The organism is Pseudomonas sp. NPDC087342 (assembly GCF_044744265.1).
GTDB lineage: Bacteria > Pseudomonadota > Gammaproteobacteria > Pseudomonadales > Pseudomonadaceae > Aquipseudomonas > Aquipseudomonas nunensis.
On sequence record NZ_JBIUXZ010000001.1, the window covers coordinates 174,626 to 190,461 of the forward strand.

A 15,836-nucleotide genomic window follows, 5' to 3' on the forward strand; every position below is an offset into this window, starting at 1 on the left:
CGAGCCTGCTCGCGAAGGCGGAGTGTCAGGCAACCCATCTCTAACGAATACACTCAGACCCATTGTGGGAGCGAGCTTGCTCGCGATGGCGCCCGGACAGTCACCCCATCTCCCACAGGCACAAAAAAACCGCGACCCCACCAAGAGCCGCGGTTTTTTCATGCCCCCGCAATTACTGCTGCAAAACACTCGCCTGGTTAGCCGAGCCAAACTGCTGCACCGTCGCCATCTGCGTAACCCCACTCTGATCCACAGTGGCAATGTTCCCCGTGCCGCCCTGGGTCACGTACGCGACGTTCATGGTGTCAGCCTGTTTGACGGTGATTTGGTTGTCACTGCCATACAGCTGCGTGGTGAACGCCTGGTTGCCGGTGCCGGATTGGTCGAACTCGGTGCTGTTGCCCGAGCCGTTGGAGGAGCCCTGGGCCAGGTTGGTGGTGCCGCGCTGGTCGGCGATGAGGATGTTGTCGCTGCCGTTCTGGTCGAAGTACAGCTCGTTGTAGTTTTCAGCCTGGCTGACCGTGGTTTTGTTGCCGGTGCCGGTCTGGTTGGTGGTCATGATGTGGCCGACGCCGTCCTGCTTGAAGCTGGCGACGTTGTTGGTGCCGTTCTGGTTGATGGTCGCGCGTTGGTTGCTGCCGAACTGGCCGCCCAGTTGCGGGCCTTTCCAGTTGCTGGCGTAGACCTTGTTGCCGTTACCCACGGAGGTGGCGTTGAGCACGTGGCTGTCGCCGCTCTGGTAGGTGAAGTGCACGTTGCCGGTGCCTTGCTGATAGAGCGCCAGGACCGAGCCGACGGAGTCGAACTGGTCGGCATAGATGGCGTTGACGTCGCCGACTTGCAGCACCTGGGCGTTGTTGTTTTCGCCGAAGCTCTGGTCGACCACGGTTTCGTTGGTTTGCCCGTATTGGTTGACGGTGGCCTGGCTGGCGGTTTGTCCGCCTTGCCAGACTTCGGTGGCGTTGAAGTCGCCGAACTGGTTGACGGTCACGGTGCCGCCGATGCCATCGCGCTGGTCGCCGTAGGCGTAGTTGCCTTCGCCGGCCTGGTTGAGGTTGATCTGGCCACCCATGTGGGCGATTTGTTCGGCGGTGGCGTAGTTGGTGCTGCCGTACTGGATGATCAGCGCGTTGTTGGCGACGCCCAGTTGAATCTGCTCGATATTGGCTTCGTTGTTGTCACCGAACTGGAAGGTCTGGCCTTTGGTGGCTTCCTGGCTGTCCTGGTAGACGAACGAGAAGTTGCCGGTGCCTTGCTGTTGTTGCAGCACCTGGTTTTCGCCCATGCCGATCGACTGGCTGGCATGGCTGGTGTTGAAGCTGCCGACCTGCTGCTGATTGATGTTGCTGCCGTTCTCGAACAGTTGCTCGGCGTAACCGGCGTTGTAGTCGCCGACTTGATCCTGGGTGATGGTGCCGGTGGCAGTGTCTTGGACTGCGGCGGCATCGTTGCCCTGGCCGAGTTGTTGTTGCGTCGCGGTGCTGAAGGGCGCCGCGGTCTGTTTCACGTCGGCGATGTTGGCGGTGCCGAGCTGGTTCTGCGAGGAAACGCTGTCGTCGGCCAACGCCTGGGCACTGACAATGACCAGGATGGCAGCGGTGAGGGGCGTCAATTTAAACATGATGAAACCTCCAAGGTTATTGCAGTGCTTAGCGATATTGTTTGACCGAAACGCTCATGCCATTACCGGACTGGGTCACGGCGCTGGAGAGCCCCGTGCCGGCCTGGTCGATGCTGGCGTCGTTGTTATTGCCGTTCTGGGAAATCTGCGCACGGTTGTGGCTGCCGGTCTGAGTGATCGAGGCGTCGTTGCCACTACCTTGCTGGGTGATCTGTGCCATGAGGTCGCTGCCCTGTTGCAGGATGTAGGCTTCCTGATTGCTGCCCGACTGGACGATCCGTCCGAGCAACCCCTGACCGTTCTGTTGCAGCAACGCGACGTTGGCCTGGCCGAGCTGGTTGATCAGCGCTTGCTGGCCAATCGGCGGTGGCAGTTCACCGAGATCAGCGGTGGGCGCCAGGTCGTCGTTTTCCATCAAATCGTCGGCGCGCACGCCCGCACTGCTGCAAAGCAGAAGCAGGCAGAGCAGGGCGGCGGTCGGCGTTTTCATGCTGTTGTCCTGTGGGAAGAGGCCGGCCCCACCCACCGGATCGGCGGGTGGGGCGAGGGCTCAGTTGGCGATGACCGTCACGGTACGCACGGTGCCTTGGGACGAGCGGATGGTCGCTGTCGGGTTAGCCGACGGGGCCACCGTGGTGCTGTTGTTCACCGTCAACCGCCAGCGTCCGGTCACCGGCACGGTGGTGGTACCCAGGGTGACCAGCCCGGTCGGGGTGGTGACCTGCACGGTGATGGTGTTGCCGGTGATCACCGATGAGGTGCCCGCAAAGTCCCAGGTGAAACGGTTGTTGGAGCGAGCCGAGACCGTGGCCGTGGTCACCGCGAAGGTTTCCGCAGCAGGCCGTGGCGAGACTTGCACCGTGACCGTCGCTGGCGTCGACAGGGCGCCGAAGCTGTCCCGGGCGATGTAGGTGAAGGTCGTGGTGAACGCCGTGGTGACCGTGGCCGGTGGGTTGTAGGTGATCACGGTGCCGTCGGTGGTGACGGTGCCGCGACCGGCTGCCGGTTGGGTCAGGCTGGCGACGCCGAGCGGCACGTTGCCTTCCGGATCGGTGTCGTTGGCCAGCACGCTGATGGGTACCGAGACGCCCAGGGTCGCAACGCTGTCGGCAACCGCCACCGGAGACTGGTTAGGCGCCACGGTGATGGTCACGGTCGCCGCAGCGGTCGAGGCCAGGCCTTTGACGTCTTGAGCCTTGTACGTGAAGGTCGTTGTCAGCGGCGTATTGACCACGGCTGGCGGGGTGTAGACCACTGAAGTGGTGCCGCTCAAGGCCACGGTGCCTTGCCCGGCAGCCGGTTGGGTCAGCGCAGTGATGCTCAGCGGCGTGTTGCCGTCGGGGTCACTGTCGTTGGCCAGCAGGTTGAGGGTCAGTGGCACGCCGAAGCTGGTGCTGCCGGTGTCGGCGACCGAAAGCGGCGCCTGGTTCTCGCCGGTATCCGGTGCAGCACCCACCACCACGACAGGCTCGGTATCGCTGCCGCCGGAGGCGGATTTGACGGTGACAGTGGCGGGTGGCTGGGTCAGGTCGGCGACGGTGAGTTTTTGCAGGGTGCCGGTTTTCGACAGGCGTCCGTAACCCTGCGCGACCATATCCGGTACCGCCACTTCGTCAGTGGAAGTGGCCTCGATCACCAGGCTGTGATTGCTCCAGCTGTAGCGAGCGGTCTGGATTTTCACCAGGTCGGTAACCTTGCTCGATACCGCCGTCGGCCGGGTGGTGCCGGCCGGGTTGGTCGCGGTGAGCACCACCACTGCCGGCACGGTGGCCCCCGTCAGGCGTTGGCCGAAGAACAGACCAGTGTTGTCGCCGAGCATGTTGGTCAGGCAGGGCGTCTGCGGTGGTCCGGGCACCAGGGCCACGGTTTCGCGGAAGCACAGGCTCGAACCGTTGGTTGATTTGCCAAACACTTCTACCCGGGTAGTGCTGGTGCCCGGGCCTGAAGAGGTGCGGCGGTAAGTGGCGCGGCCAATTTCCACCGGGGTTTGCGCACGGTTGTCGAGGACCTTGCCGGACACGGTGAAGAGATTGGTCTGGATGGTCCCGGCCGGCCCTTGCACCCGCAGGAAGTTGTTATTGAATGGGCTGCCGGTGACCGCTTCAGACAGGTTCGGGTCGCCCACGAAAGACTCGGAGGAACCAGTGTCCGGGTTCACTTCGATATACGGCCCGTTGACGCTGCGCAGGAACGGCCCGACCTGACCATTCAGCGCGCCGCTGAAATTGCCCGGTGCGCCGATGCCGATGTCGCGGGTGATGTTGATCGCCCGACGGCCCGGCGCGGTGACGGTGACCGTTTCCACGCCGTACGGGTGGGTGATGGTGTAGGTCCCGGCGACAGGCACGTTCACCCGCAGACGAATCCGCGCGAAGCTGGCCTGATCGCCGTCGATAGGGTCTTCCGCCGTGAAGGCCGCTTCGACGCCGGCCACGTAGGCATCCACGCCATAGCCGCCGACATCGGCGATGTTGGTTTCGGCGAGGTACCAGAACGCTTCCGGTGGCCAGTTATCCGGGAACACCATCGGCTGGGTGTCGTCGAAAAATCCGGGTTCCGGATTCAGGATGCACATGTAGGTTGGTGCGCCAGGAGCGCTCGGTACCCGCGAGCTGGTCGCCCGCGACTGGCACAGTTCCAGCGACAGCAGATTGTTGTCCTGATACCACATCGGGAATTTGCCGGTGGCAAAGGTGTAGGGGCCGGGGTCGACGGCAGCGAGCTGCGCGAAAGCACTGCCGGACAGCGATAGAGTCAGTCCCAGGGCGTTGAGCGCCAGGCGTGGCAATTTGTTCATGATGCCTCCTGATGAGGATCTGGGCAGGTGCGCGTTCATTGCACGATGACCACTTCTTCGGTATCGCTGCCGCCATTGGATGACGTCACGCGAACCTTGGCCGGTGGAATCGGCGAGATGCCGGTCGACAGGGATTTCACCGCGCCGTCGCCGCTGAGGGCGCCGATGGCGACACCCGTGCCAGAGGTGGCAGTGAGGACCGGCGGCGATGTTTCATCGCTGGTCGATGCCACGATCGAGAGCTGCCCGCTGCTCAGGCTGTACTGGGCTTGCGAAATCACCACCAGGTCAGTCAACGCCGTGGGCACAGTGGTCGGCGTGCTGGTGGGGATGGCCAGGTGGTTGTCGGCGGTCACCTGCAAAGTGCTCGGCAACGTCGGGTTGGTGGCGGACTGCGCGTACCAATGGCCGGTGGTGTTGGCTTCCGTCAGGTTCAGCACCGGGCTGTTGCTGTCCAGGGTCACGGTGGCCGGTGGTGGCGGGGCCATGACGAACACGTCCTGCTGGGCCACCGGGGCACTGGAACCGGCCTTGCGCGAGTAAGTGCTGCGCTCGGCAATGATCGGAGTGGGTCGAACCACCGTCGACAACTTGCCGGAGATCGCCATCACGGTGGTGCGCAGGTCCAGCCCGTTAGGCCCTTCGATGCGGATGTAGTTGGTGTTGAAAGGGCTGCCGGTGAAGGCTTCTTCCAGGTTCGGGTCGCCAACGAATTTCTCGGCTTGACCGGTGGCCGGGTTGGTCTCGGTGTAGGGGCCGTTGATGCTGCGCAGGAACGGGCCGATGTCACTCTTGAGCGCGCCGTCGTAGGTTTTCGGCGTGCCGATGCCGATGTCGCGGGTCATGTTGATGGCGCGACGCCCACCGGCCGGAACGTCGAAGATGTCGACGCCGTAGGGGTGGGTGATGGTGTAGACACCGGCGGTGGGCACGTCCACCCGAATGCGGATGCGGCCAAAACTGACCTGGTCGCCTTCCACCGGTTCTTCAGCGGCGAAGGCGGCTTCCACGGCGCTGACGTAGGTCAAGTCGATGCCCCGGGCGGCGTCGACGATTGAGCCGTCGCCGGTGAACCAGAACGCCTCATCGGGAAAGTTGCTCGGGAAAACGATGGGCTGCGTGTCGTCGAAAACACCGGGGACCGCACCCAGCAGACACATGTAGGACGGTGCGCCGGGTGTACTGGGAACCCTGGAGCTGAGTGCCTTGGTCAGGCACAAGTCGAGGGTCCGACCATGGGTGTCCTGATACCAGGCGGCAAACGAACCGTTGGCTGGCACATAGGGGCCGGGGTCGACGGCAAACAGCGCTGCCTGGGCAACACCTTGGGCAAGAGCGGTAACGACCAGCGCGGCCGCGGTTTTGGACAGTAAAGGGTGCATGAGTTAAGCCCTCTATCGGAATGCCTGTCCCTTGGAGACGGGCCAGTTGAGAGGGCTAGCGCAAATTGCATACCAATCGCGAGGAATGGACGGGAAAGGGCCGGGGTACGGGCGTTGCGGGCGATGTGGAAGATTGAGAGATGGAAGTCTGGGCGGGCGAGTGTCCCCAGAGTTGGGGGTGAGTGGGGCAGGTGGGGGAAGGGGTAAATCACGGTTGCGGAACCACCGAACCAGTGGCGAGAAAGCTTCCTTTAGAGAAGGAGATTCCCTGTGGTGAGGGGACTTGCCTGTGGTGAGGGGGCAAGCCCCCTCGCCACAGGTCGGGTGTGTACCGCAAAGCGAGGTCTTTATTTTGATGGCACTAAACACGTTTTTGCGCGCGTGTTTAAAGACACCCGGTGTTACGTCATAAACGGCTACAACGCCTTGCGCCGTTGCCTACGCGTACGCCAGAATCGGCCGGCTTGTGCGTCTAGGGCTTGGGTTTTATCGTGTATCCGTCGCTGAAATACTGCGATGGGTTTGGTAGACCCTCAGCATCGACGCATAGCGTCACCTTCAGCGGTTCTTTTTCAGGACTGCGTTTTTATGGTGGCCATGCGTAGGGCTCCTTCGGGGGCGCCGGTTCCGATGCCCGGTCTACCAACCTCCGTATGGCCGCCACCCTCCGTTTGGTAGCGAGATGGTGATGGCTCCATTTAAGCAGCATCGGAGTTCTATCTATGTTCAAAGTAACGCCCAATCCCCCGAATACTGATCCAGTACCCTACGACGCCTCTTTTGATCTTGACCCCAATAAAATGAAAGTGGCGGCCGACCGCGCGCTCAAGATCTACCTCAACCCCGGGGCGACGAAAGCGCAGATACCGCCCCGCAGATCCGGCACCATCTTCACCATCGACGCAGCGGTGGATGACGAAGCGTTGCTGGTTGAGATCTATGAGTCGCTTTCAACCGCCTGCAAGATCGTCAACGATCTCGTCGAGCTGGAGGAAGGCCCGCGACGCCATACATTGCTGGTGTTGCATCGCTCGCTGCTGATGGGAGAGGCGGCGGCCAATCGCGTACTGGATAACCACAAGCCTTTGTAGGAGCGAAGCTTGCTCGCGAAGGCGTCATGCCTGACACACCGCCTTCGCGGGCAAGCCTCGCTCCTACATTTGATGGGTGTCGCTCGCAAAATTTGTGGCCGACACAGATCCCCTGTGGGAGCGAGCCTGCTCGCGAAAGCGGTCTATCAGCTGCTTTGATGTTGGCTGACACACCGTCTTCGCGGGCAAGCCTCGCTCCTACATTTGATGGGTGTCATTCGCAAAATTTGTAGCCAACACAAATCCCCTGTGGGAGCGAGCTTGCTCGCGAAAGCGGTGTATCAGTTGCATAGATATTGACTGACACACCGTCTTCGCGGGCAAGCCTCGCTCCTACATTTGAGGGGTGTCGTTCGCAAAATTTGTGGCCGACACCGATTTGCTTAGCTTGCTGGCATTGGGGCAAACACCAAACAGTGGGCTATAACCTTATAGGTGAATCGTCGGGATCCAACCCCATGACTATGTCCGAAAAAATGCTCCGGCCCGAGGAAGGCGACATTCGCTTGAGCACGCGCAAACAGCCGTTCAACCTGCTGCGCTGGTTTTCGCTGATCAGCATGGCGGTGATTGCGACTGTGGCGGTGGCGTTGGGGGCGGTGTCCACGCAGTTTGTGATTACCGAAAGCGTGCAGCGCGATGCCCTGTTGACCGCGCAATTCATTCAGGCCATCGCCTCCGCCGAAGTGCGGCATGTGTCGATCCCCAACGTGCGGACCATGGGCGAGCTGGTCGACCCTCGCCAGGACAAGCTCTTTTCCGATGTCGATCCCGCCGCACGGGCCAATGCCCGAGCTGAATTCCTCGACCATATCGCCAACCTGCCGGACGTGATCCTGGCCAACATCTATGCCCCCGACCGCATGGTGATCTGGTCCACCAACCCGGCACTCATGGGCACCACCATCCACGCCGACGAAGATCTGGATCACGCCTTCGAGTACAAGATCCCGGTCTCCGCCAGTTATCACGACGTCGACAAGGAGCGGATGGAGCAAAAGTTCATCACGCCACCGGACTACATCTTTATCGAAAACTACATTCCGCTGTTCGACGCCGACGGCAAGAACGTCACGGCGATGGTCGAGATCTACAAGGAACCCAAGGACCTGATCAGCCGCATCGAGCGCGGTCTGGCGCTGATCTGGCTGGCCACCGCACTGGGCGGTGGGCTGATTTACCTGGGCTTGTACTGGATCGTGCGCCGAGCCGCGATCCTGCTGGCGGAGCAACAAAAACAACTGATCACCAACGAAACCTTCGTCGCCCTGGGCGAGATGTCCTCGGCGGTCGCCCACAGCCTGCGCAATCCGTTGGCGACCATTCGTTCCAGCGCCGAGCTGGCCCTGGAGTTCGACAACGGCCCGGCACACAAGAACATCAACGACATCATCGGCCAGGTCGATCGCATGTCGAAGTGGGTCCGCGAACTCCTGCAATCCTTGCGTCCGCTTAACGATGACCCGGAACCGGTGAACCTGGTGGCGGCGATCCACGACAGCCTGATGGCGTTCGAGCAACAAATCGCCAAGGCCGGCGTCCACGTGGTGTTCAATCCGCAGCAGACGCCGATGGTCCTGAGCCAGCAAGTGCAACTGACGCAGATCCTCAACAGCCTGATGGCCAACGCTCTGGAAGCCATGGACAAGGGCGGCACCCTGACCATCAGCCTGGAATCGACCGATACCCGTGGCGTCAGCGTGGTGCTGAGCGACACCGGCAAAGGCATGAACGAAGAACAGCGCAGCATGGCGTTCCGGCCGTTCTTCACCACCAAGGCCGGCGGGCTCGGCGTCGGGCTGGTGCTGGTCAAACGGATCATGGAACGTTTTGGCGGTGCGGTGACCCTCGGCAGCCGCGAAGGCGAGGGCACTTGCGTCCGTCTGTCGTTTAAATTAATCCCCTGAAAACGGGGATGAACTTTCCCCGTTAGCGGGTGTCATTCCCCAGTCGTTTGGCCATGGGTGGCCAAATGATGTTGATAAGCCATTGATTCAACAGGTGTTAACACTTTGGTATAGGGCCGCGAAAAGTATGGCGAGGTAATTGCAAAACACCATTACCCCCTTCATGACTTCGAGGCGGCTGGTGATGGACAGAAAAGCGCGGCACCCCTGCAAGTGGTTCGGCCTGTTGACCCCACTGAGTATCCTCCTGACGATGACCCTGGGCGCAATGCCCTCGTTGCGCGCCAGTCCGATTGACGATGAGCGTCAGCCCGAACCTTCCGACCCTTCGGCTTACTACGACGAACCGGCTGACGAACCAGCCGCCCTGAACGCCATTTTGACCATGCCCGAGGCCAACGAAGATTCCTTCGATTTGCCGGATGGCGTCAAAGGCAGCCGCAACGACACGCGTAAGGAAAACGTGCTGCCGCCGACCGTGCAGACCAGTTTCAACTACCCCACCAATGGCAAGCCGAGCCCGTTGTTCGGTGCCCAGCCGTTCACTCAGCAATTGGTGTTGTTCGAAGAGTTCGGCCCGGAAAAACTCGACCCCACTACACCGGCAGCGCCCTTGGGCTTTCCGCCGGCAGCGGTGGGCCCGTTGCCCCAGCAGGACCCGACCAACGCAGCGCGCAGTGCGCCACCCAGCGTGGCCCTCGACGCCTTCCTGCGCCAACCGGGGCTGACGCCGTTCCCCAGCCAGTTCTCCAACGTGGTGGACCGCAACCCTTGGCAGTCGCAGATCGAGGTGTTCCTCAACCGCCATATCGGTTCATCCGCTGAAGGGCGTCCGCCAGGAAAGGGTTGGTCGCATCAGCGCTGGAACGAGTTCTACCCGCAAGTGGCCTATAAAACCGTGCAAACCGGGGCGAGGCTCAACAGCGGTTGGCGTGACAGCCATCAGATGCACGGTTATGCCATGGGCGAATTCGGCCCCGGCGGCCTGTATCACAACGTCGCGGGCGTGCCGGCCACTGATGGCACCGCCAAAGGCGTCGATGCGCGCTTTCACCCGAACATGCCGGTGCAGAACCACAACTCGGTCTGGACCTTCGACGGCACCTTGCCGCCCAAATTGCTCATGGTGCGCTACGGTCAGCCAGTGCTGATGCGCCATTACAACGGCTTGCCGATCGATCCTTCGGCCAACATGGGCTTTGGCCTGCACACGATCAGTACCCACGAACACAACGGTCACGCGCCGGCGGAAAGCGACGGCTATGCCAACGCGTTTTTCTTCCCGGGGCAGTATTACGACTATCGCTGGCCGATCCAGCTGGCCGGTTACGACAGCATCAACACCAAGGCGGAAGACCCGCGCGCCGCGTTCCCGTGCTCACCGGGCGAAACCCTGTGGACCAACGACCTGAGCCCAAGCCGCAAGACCTGCGAAAACGGCACGATCAAAATCCGTGGCGACTGGCGCGAAACCATGAGCACCCACTGGTTCCACGACCACATGCTCGATTTCACCGCGCAGAACGTCTACAAGGGCAACGCGGCGATGATGAACTACTACAGCGCGCTCGACCGTGGCAACGAATCGGTGAACGACGGCGTCAACCTGCGTTTCCCCAGCGGCAGCGCCTTGCCATGGGGTAACCGCGACTACGACGTCAACCTGGTGTTCGCCGACAAGGCGTGGGATCAGGCCGGTCAGCTGTGGTTCAACCCGTTCAACACCGACGGCTTCCTCGGTGACCAGGTGCTGGTCAACTGGCAGTGGAAACCGACCCTCGATGTGCGGGCCCGCAGCTATCGCTTCCGCATCCTCAATGGCTCGGTGTCGCGCTACTTCAAGTTCGCCATCGTGCGTGAGGTCAAGGGCAGCAGCGGCGAGTTCCAGGGGCCGAAAAACTCCGGTGTTTCCTATGCCCGCGTGCCGTTCCACATGATTGCCAACGACGGCAACATCATGGAACACAGCGTGCCATTCGACGGCACCATGGACCTCGACGCCGACGGTGACAAACAGAACCACAACGCGATCCTGCCAACCCAGGGCATCGCCGAACGCTTCGACATCATCGTCAACTTCGCGAAAAACGGCATCAAGCCCGGTGACAAGCTATTCGTGGTCAACCTGATGGCCCACGACGACGGCAAAGGGCCGAAAGAGCCGATTGCCCTGGGCGATGTGCTCTCGGAAAAATACCTGGCGGTGATCAAGCAATCGAGCAAAGGACCGCAGTGGGACAAGGGTGATCCGGGCGTGGGCAAAGTCATGCAGCTCAACGTCAAGGCCTACACCGGCCAGGACCTGGCCATGGACCCTGCAGCGTATGAACCAGCCAAACCGGGCAAAGCCGAAGGCATGGTGATGATTCCGCTGAAGATCCACCGCGACAACGCCGCCGACAAAGTGCTGCTGGCCAACGCCCGTCACCGCACCTTCACCTTCGGCCGTTCCGACGGCACCGATGAAGCCCCGTGGACGGTCAAGACTGACGGCGGTTTCGGTTTCCACATGGACCCTCGTCGCTTGAACACCGCGACCAAACTGGCCACCGGTCCTACCGATGCCGGCGTGACGGGTTTCGGCACCCTGGAAGTGTGGAACATCAAGGCCGGCGGCAAGGGCTGGAGCCACCCGGTGCATGTGCACTTCGAGGAAGGGATCATCCTCAGTCGCGGCGGCAAGGCGCCACCGGAATGGGAAAAATGGGCGCGCAAGGATGTGTACCGCATCGGTTCGGAAAACGATGGCCTGGACAGCGTCGAGATGGCGATCAACTTCCGCGAATTCGCCGGGACCTACATGGAGCACTGTCACAACACCCAGCATGAGGACAACTCGATGCTGCTGCGTTGGGACATTGAGAAACCCGGGCAATTCCAGTTGATGCCGACCCCGCTGCCGAGCTGGGACGGGGTGCGCTACGTCAACTCCGCCGCGCTGCCAACCTTCCGTACCGGCGACGGCTACGGTCCACAAGTGGCGGTGAAAAAATGAACCGCCGGGGAGCCGACATGGCACCGCACACGCCGCGCTCCCGCGCCCTGGGCATGCACCTGATTCTGGTCCTGGTCACCTGTTTGCTGGCCAGTCAGGTGCTCCTGGCCCACGAAGGGGCACTGTCGCCGAGCGAGTCGGCGACACCCTGGGGCGGCGACTATTTCCCCAACACCTTGCTGACCGACCAGGACGGTCAGCAGGTGCGTTTTTTCGATGACCTGATCAAAGGCAAAGTGGTGGTGATCAATTTCATCTTCACTTCCTGTAGTGATTCCTGCCCGCTGGAAACCGCACGCCTGCGCCAGGTGCAGAAGTTGCTCGGGGATCGGGTCGGCAAGGACGTTTTTTTCTATTCCATCAGCATCGACCCGCTCAGCGACACGCCCGAGGTGCTGAAGGCCTATGCGCAACGCTTCAAGGTCGGGCCGGGCTGGAAGTTTCTGACCGGCGAGTTTGCCAACGTCACCGACCTGCGCAAAAAACTCGGGTTGTTTATCGAGGGCGTCGACAACGGCCGCAGCAAGGACCACAACCTGAGCCTGATCGTCGGTAACCAGGCCAGCGGTCGCTGGATGAAGGCTTCACCGTTCGAGAACCCGTGGATTCTGGCCGATCAACTGGCCAACACCTTGCAGAACTGGAAGCAACCCAGCATTGAGGAAAGTTATGCCAACGCACCGGAAATTCGCCCGCCGAGCAACGGCGAGGAGCTGTTTCGCACCCGTTGCGCCTCGTGCCATAGCCTCGGGCCGCAAGACGGGCAGGGCATCGGCATGCGCAGCATCGGTCCGGACTTGATCGGCGTGACCCGTCTGCGCGAACCGGCCTGGCTCAACCGCTGGATTCGCGAGCCGGACCGCATGCTGGCGGAGAAAGACCCGGTTGCAGTGGAGCTGTACCAGCGTTTCGACAATATTCCGATGCCCAATTTGCGCCTGGATGAGCATTCCGCGCAGACGATCATCGACTTCTTGCAGGAAGAAACCGATCGCCAGCAACCCTTGGCGAACCCGGTGCCAGCGGTGACGCAAATGAACTAGCGGCTAAATAACATCATTGGCCGTCGGCCCCGGACATTGCGACCTACACTGTCCGTGACACCGCTAAAAAGGCTAGACGCAAGAACCCAGGACATTCCCATGCAGACAGAACAACAAAAAGTACCTGCGCCGGCCCTGCCGGCAGCAGCGCGCAAGAGCTGGGGTGGTCAGTTCAACCTGTTGCGCTGGTTTTCCCTGGCCAGTTTTTTCATCATCGCCGCCGTGGCATTGGGCCTGGGCTACATTTCCACGCGTTTCGTGGTCACCGAAAGCATCGAGCGCGATGCCTTGCTCACCGCGCAGTTTATCCAGGCCATCGGTGACGCCGAACTGCGCCACGCCGGGATCACCCCGACACGCACCATGGGCGAGCTGCTGGACCCGCGCCAGGAGCGGGCCTATCCCGACGTCGATCCGCTGTCCCGGGCCGCAGCGCGCAATGAGTTTCTCGATCACGTGGAACACCTGCCTGACGTCCTGTTGGCCACCGTCTACGCCCTGGACCGCACGATCACTTGGTCAACCAACCCGGAGCTGGTCGGGATGCGTATCGAGGATGACGAGGAACTGGATGAATCCTTCGAAATGAAGCAGCCGGTGTCCTCCAGCTACCACCAGATCGACGAGGAACGCCCGGAACAAAGGCTATTGCGCGAGCCGCAGCTGCTGTTCATCGAGAACTACATTCCGATGTTCAACGCCGACAAGAGCAAAGTCATCGCCATGGTCGAGATCTACAAGGAACCGGCCGATCTGGTGGAGCGTATCCGGCGCGGCTTCAAATCGATCTGGATCGCGACGCTGCTCGGCGGCGCAGCGATTTACCTGGCGTTGTTCTGGATCGTACGGCGCGCCGCGACGCTGTTGCAGAGCCAGCAGAAACAACTGATCAGCAACGAGACCTTCGTCGCCCTCGGGGAAATGTCCTCGGCGGTCGCCCACAGTTTGCGCAACCCGCTGGCCACCATCCGTTCCAGCGCCGAACTGGCCCAGGAGGTCGCGAGCCAGGGCGCCCAGAAGAACATTGGCGACATCATCAGCCAGGTCGACCGCATGTCGCGCTGGGTGCGCGAGTTGCTGGTGTCGTTGCGGCCGATGAGTGACGACTCCGAATCCGTGGACCTGGTGCTGGCCATCGACGACACCTTGAGCGCCTTCGAACCGCTGATCAAACGCTCGAACGTCGAGGTGCATTTCACCCCGAAAAGCGTTCCGCCGGTGGTCAGCCAACCCGTGCTGCTCACGCAAATTCTTAATAGCCTGTTCGCCAATGCCCTGGAAGCCATGCCCAAGGGCGGGGTGCTGAGTGTCGATATCGAGACGCCAGCGTCGGGGCAGGTGTCCATGACCCTCAGCGATACCGGCAAGGGCATGAGCAAACAACAGCAACAGATGGTTTTCAAGCCGTTTTTCACCACCAAGCAGGGCGGGTTGGGCGTCGGCCTGGCATTGGTCAAACGAATAATGGAACGCTTCCAGGGCTCGGTCGTGCTGACCAGTCAGGAGCAGGAAGGAACCCGCGTTTGTCTCAACTTTAAAGTGGCAACGGGAGGGGAATATGGAGCACAGCATACTGCTGGTCGAGGATGATGAACTGCTCGCCGAGAACATCCAGACCTACCTCGAGCGCAAAGACTTCGAGGTCACAGTCTGTCACTCGGCCGAGGACGCATTGGAGCAACTGGGCACCTTCGTCCCTGACGTGGTGCTGACCGACAACTCGCTGCCGGGCATGAGCGGTCACGACCTGATCCAGAAGCTGCGCATCAGCGCGCCGGATCTGAAGGTGATCATGATGACCGGCTACGGCAACGTCGAAGACGCAGTGATCGCGATGAAAGAGGGCGCTTTCCATTACGTCACCAAACCGGTGGCCTTGCCGGAGCTCAAGTTGTTGCTGGACAAGGCCCTGGCCACCGACCGCATGGAGCGCACGTTGTCGTTCTATCAGGAACGCGAGGCGCAGAAGTCCGGCGTGCAGGCGTTGATCGGCGAGTCGGCACCGATGCACTACCTGAAAAACACCATCGGCCAGTTGCTCGATGCCGAGCGCCGCATGGCCAATACCGATCTGCCGCCAGTGTTGGTGGAAGGCGAAACCGGCACCGGCAAGGAACTGGTGGCCCGCGCGCTGCACTTCGACGGGCCACGGGCCAAAGGTCCGTTTATCGAATTCAACTGCGCGTCGATCCCGTCCAACCTGGTGGAATCGGAACTGTTCGGCCACGAGAAGGGCGCCTTCACCGATGCCAAGGATCGCCGGGTCGGGCTGGTGGAAGCCGCCGACGGCGGGACGCTGTTTCTCGATGAAGTCGGCGAAATGGACCTGCTGCTGCAAGCCAAACTGCTGAAGCTGCTGGAAGACCGGACTATTCGCCGGGTCGGCTCGGTGAAGGAGCGCAAAGTCGACTTGCGGGTGATCAGCGCCACCAATTGCAACCTGGAGCAGATGGTCCAGCAGGGCAAGTTCCGGCGTGATTTGTTCTTCCGCCTGCGGATCATTTCGATCAAGGTCCCGCGCCTGCATGCTCGCGGTGAAGACGTGCTGTTGCTGGCCCGTCACTTCCTGTCGATTCACGGCAAACGCTATGGCAAACCGCACTTGTATTTCAGCGACCAGGCCGAAGAGTTGCTGCTCAGTTACACCTGGCCGGGCAACGTGCGCGAGTTGCGCAACATGCTGGAGCAAACCGTGTTGCTGGCCCAGAGCGACACCGTGGCCGCGCACCAATTGAACGTCTGCCAAAGCCTGGTCGATGAACCGTTGGTCATGCCCGAGACGCAATACTTCGAACCGCGGCCGAGCAGTCACGTCGAATCGATGAACCTGCCGGAAGTGGAGCGGGACATGGTGCGCAAGATGCTCGACAAGACTGACTGGAACGTCACCAAGTCTGCGCGCCTGCTGGGCCTGAGCCGCGACATGCTGCGTTACCGGATCGAAAAACTCGGCCTGGCACGGCCGGACAAGCGTCAGTGGTAGCGGCATCGATTGACTGA

The 15,836-nt window shown here is 61.4% G+C and carries 10 protein-coding genes; 6 read left to right on the plus strand and 4 right to left on the minus strand.

All coding sequences use genetic code 11. The features are described 5' to 3' along the window. Positions 1-172: 172 nt before the first annotated feature. Genes ACIOYV_RS00835 through ACIOYV_RS00850 form a run of 4 tightly spaced genes read right to left on the minus strand, consistent with a single transcriptional unit; the run spans position 173 to position 5,800 of the window. Complete coding sequence (locus ACIOYV_RS00835) at positions 173-1,621, minus strand: curlin (protein WP_401319982.1); 1,449 nt, start codon at positions 1,619-1,621, stop codon at positions 173-175. Positions 1,622-1,649: 28 nt separating this feature from the next. Beyond that, positions 1,650-2,111 (minus strand): curlin, encoded by a 462-nt coding sequence (locus tag ACIOYV_RS00840; RefSeq protein WP_265039325.1) that lies wholly within the window; start codon positions 2,109-2,111, stop codon positions 1,650-1,652. A 60-nt stretch (positions 2,112-2,171) separates the two neighbouring features. Beyond that, positions 2,172-4,418 carry an Ig-like domain-containing protein gene (locus ACIOYV_RS00845; RefSeq protein ID WP_401319985.1) on the minus strand — a complete coding sequence of 749 codons (2,247 nt, stop codon included), beginning with the start codon at positions 4,416-4,418 and terminating at the stop codon, positions 2,172-2,174. Positions 4,419-4,453: 35 nt separating this feature from the next. After that, a complete protein-coding gene (locus ACIOYV_RS00850) occupies positions 4,454-5,800 on the minus strand; it encodes a hypothetical protein (RefSeq protein ID WP_401319988.1) in 1,347 nt (448 codons plus the stop codon). A gap of 722 nt (positions 5,801-6,522) precedes the next feature. Here ACIOYV_RS00850 and ACIOYV_RS00855 point away from each other — a divergent pair. The 6 genes from ACIOYV_RS00855 to ACIOYV_RS00880 all read left to right on the plus strand — a co-directional run bounded on the left by ACIOYV_RS00855 (position 6,523) and on the right by ACIOYV_RS00880 (position 15,819). After that, positions 6,523-6,891 carry a DUF6124 family protein gene (locus tag ACIOYV_RS00855; RefSeq protein ID WP_401319990.1) on the plus strand — a complete coding sequence of 123 codons (369 nt, stop codon included), beginning with the start codon at positions 6,523-6,525 and terminating at the stop codon, positions 6,889-6,891. Positions 6,892-7,349: 458 nt separating this feature from the next. Continuing rightward, positions 7,350-8,798, plus strand: a complete 1,449-nt coding sequence (locus ACIOYV_RS00860) for a sensor histidine kinase (protein ID WP_401319991.1) — start codon at positions 7,350-7,352, stop codon at positions 8,796-8,798. 184 nt (positions 8,799-8,982) lie between these two features. Then, complete coding sequence (locus ACIOYV_RS00865; RefSeq protein WP_401319994.1) at positions 8,983-11,793, plus strand: multicopper oxidase domain-containing protein; 2,811 nt, start codon at positions 8,983-8,985, stop codon at positions 11,791-11,793. 17 nt (positions 11,794-11,810) lie between these two features. After that, on the plus strand, positions 11,811-12,836 hold the full coding sequence (locus tag ACIOYV_RS00870; RefSeq protein WP_401319996.1) for an SCO family protein: 1,026 nt from the start codon (positions 11,811-11,813) through the stop codon (positions 12,834-12,836). Positions 12,837-12,935: 99 nt separating this feature from the next. Continuing rightward, positions 12,936-14,426: a sensor histidine kinase gene (locus ACIOYV_RS00875; protein WP_401319998.1), complete on the plus strand. Its 1,491-nt coding sequence runs from the start codon at positions 12,936-12,938 to the stop codon at positions 14,424-14,426. Continuing rightward, complete coding sequence (locus tag ACIOYV_RS00880) at positions 14,395-15,819, plus strand: sigma-54-dependent transcriptional regulator (protein ID WP_401320000.1); 1,425 nt, start codon at positions 14,395-14,397, stop codon at positions 15,817-15,819. The genes ACIOYV_RS00875 and ACIOYV_RS00880 overlap by 32 nt, the downstream gene beginning before the upstream one ends. Positions 15,820-15,836 lie beyond the last annotated feature (17 nt).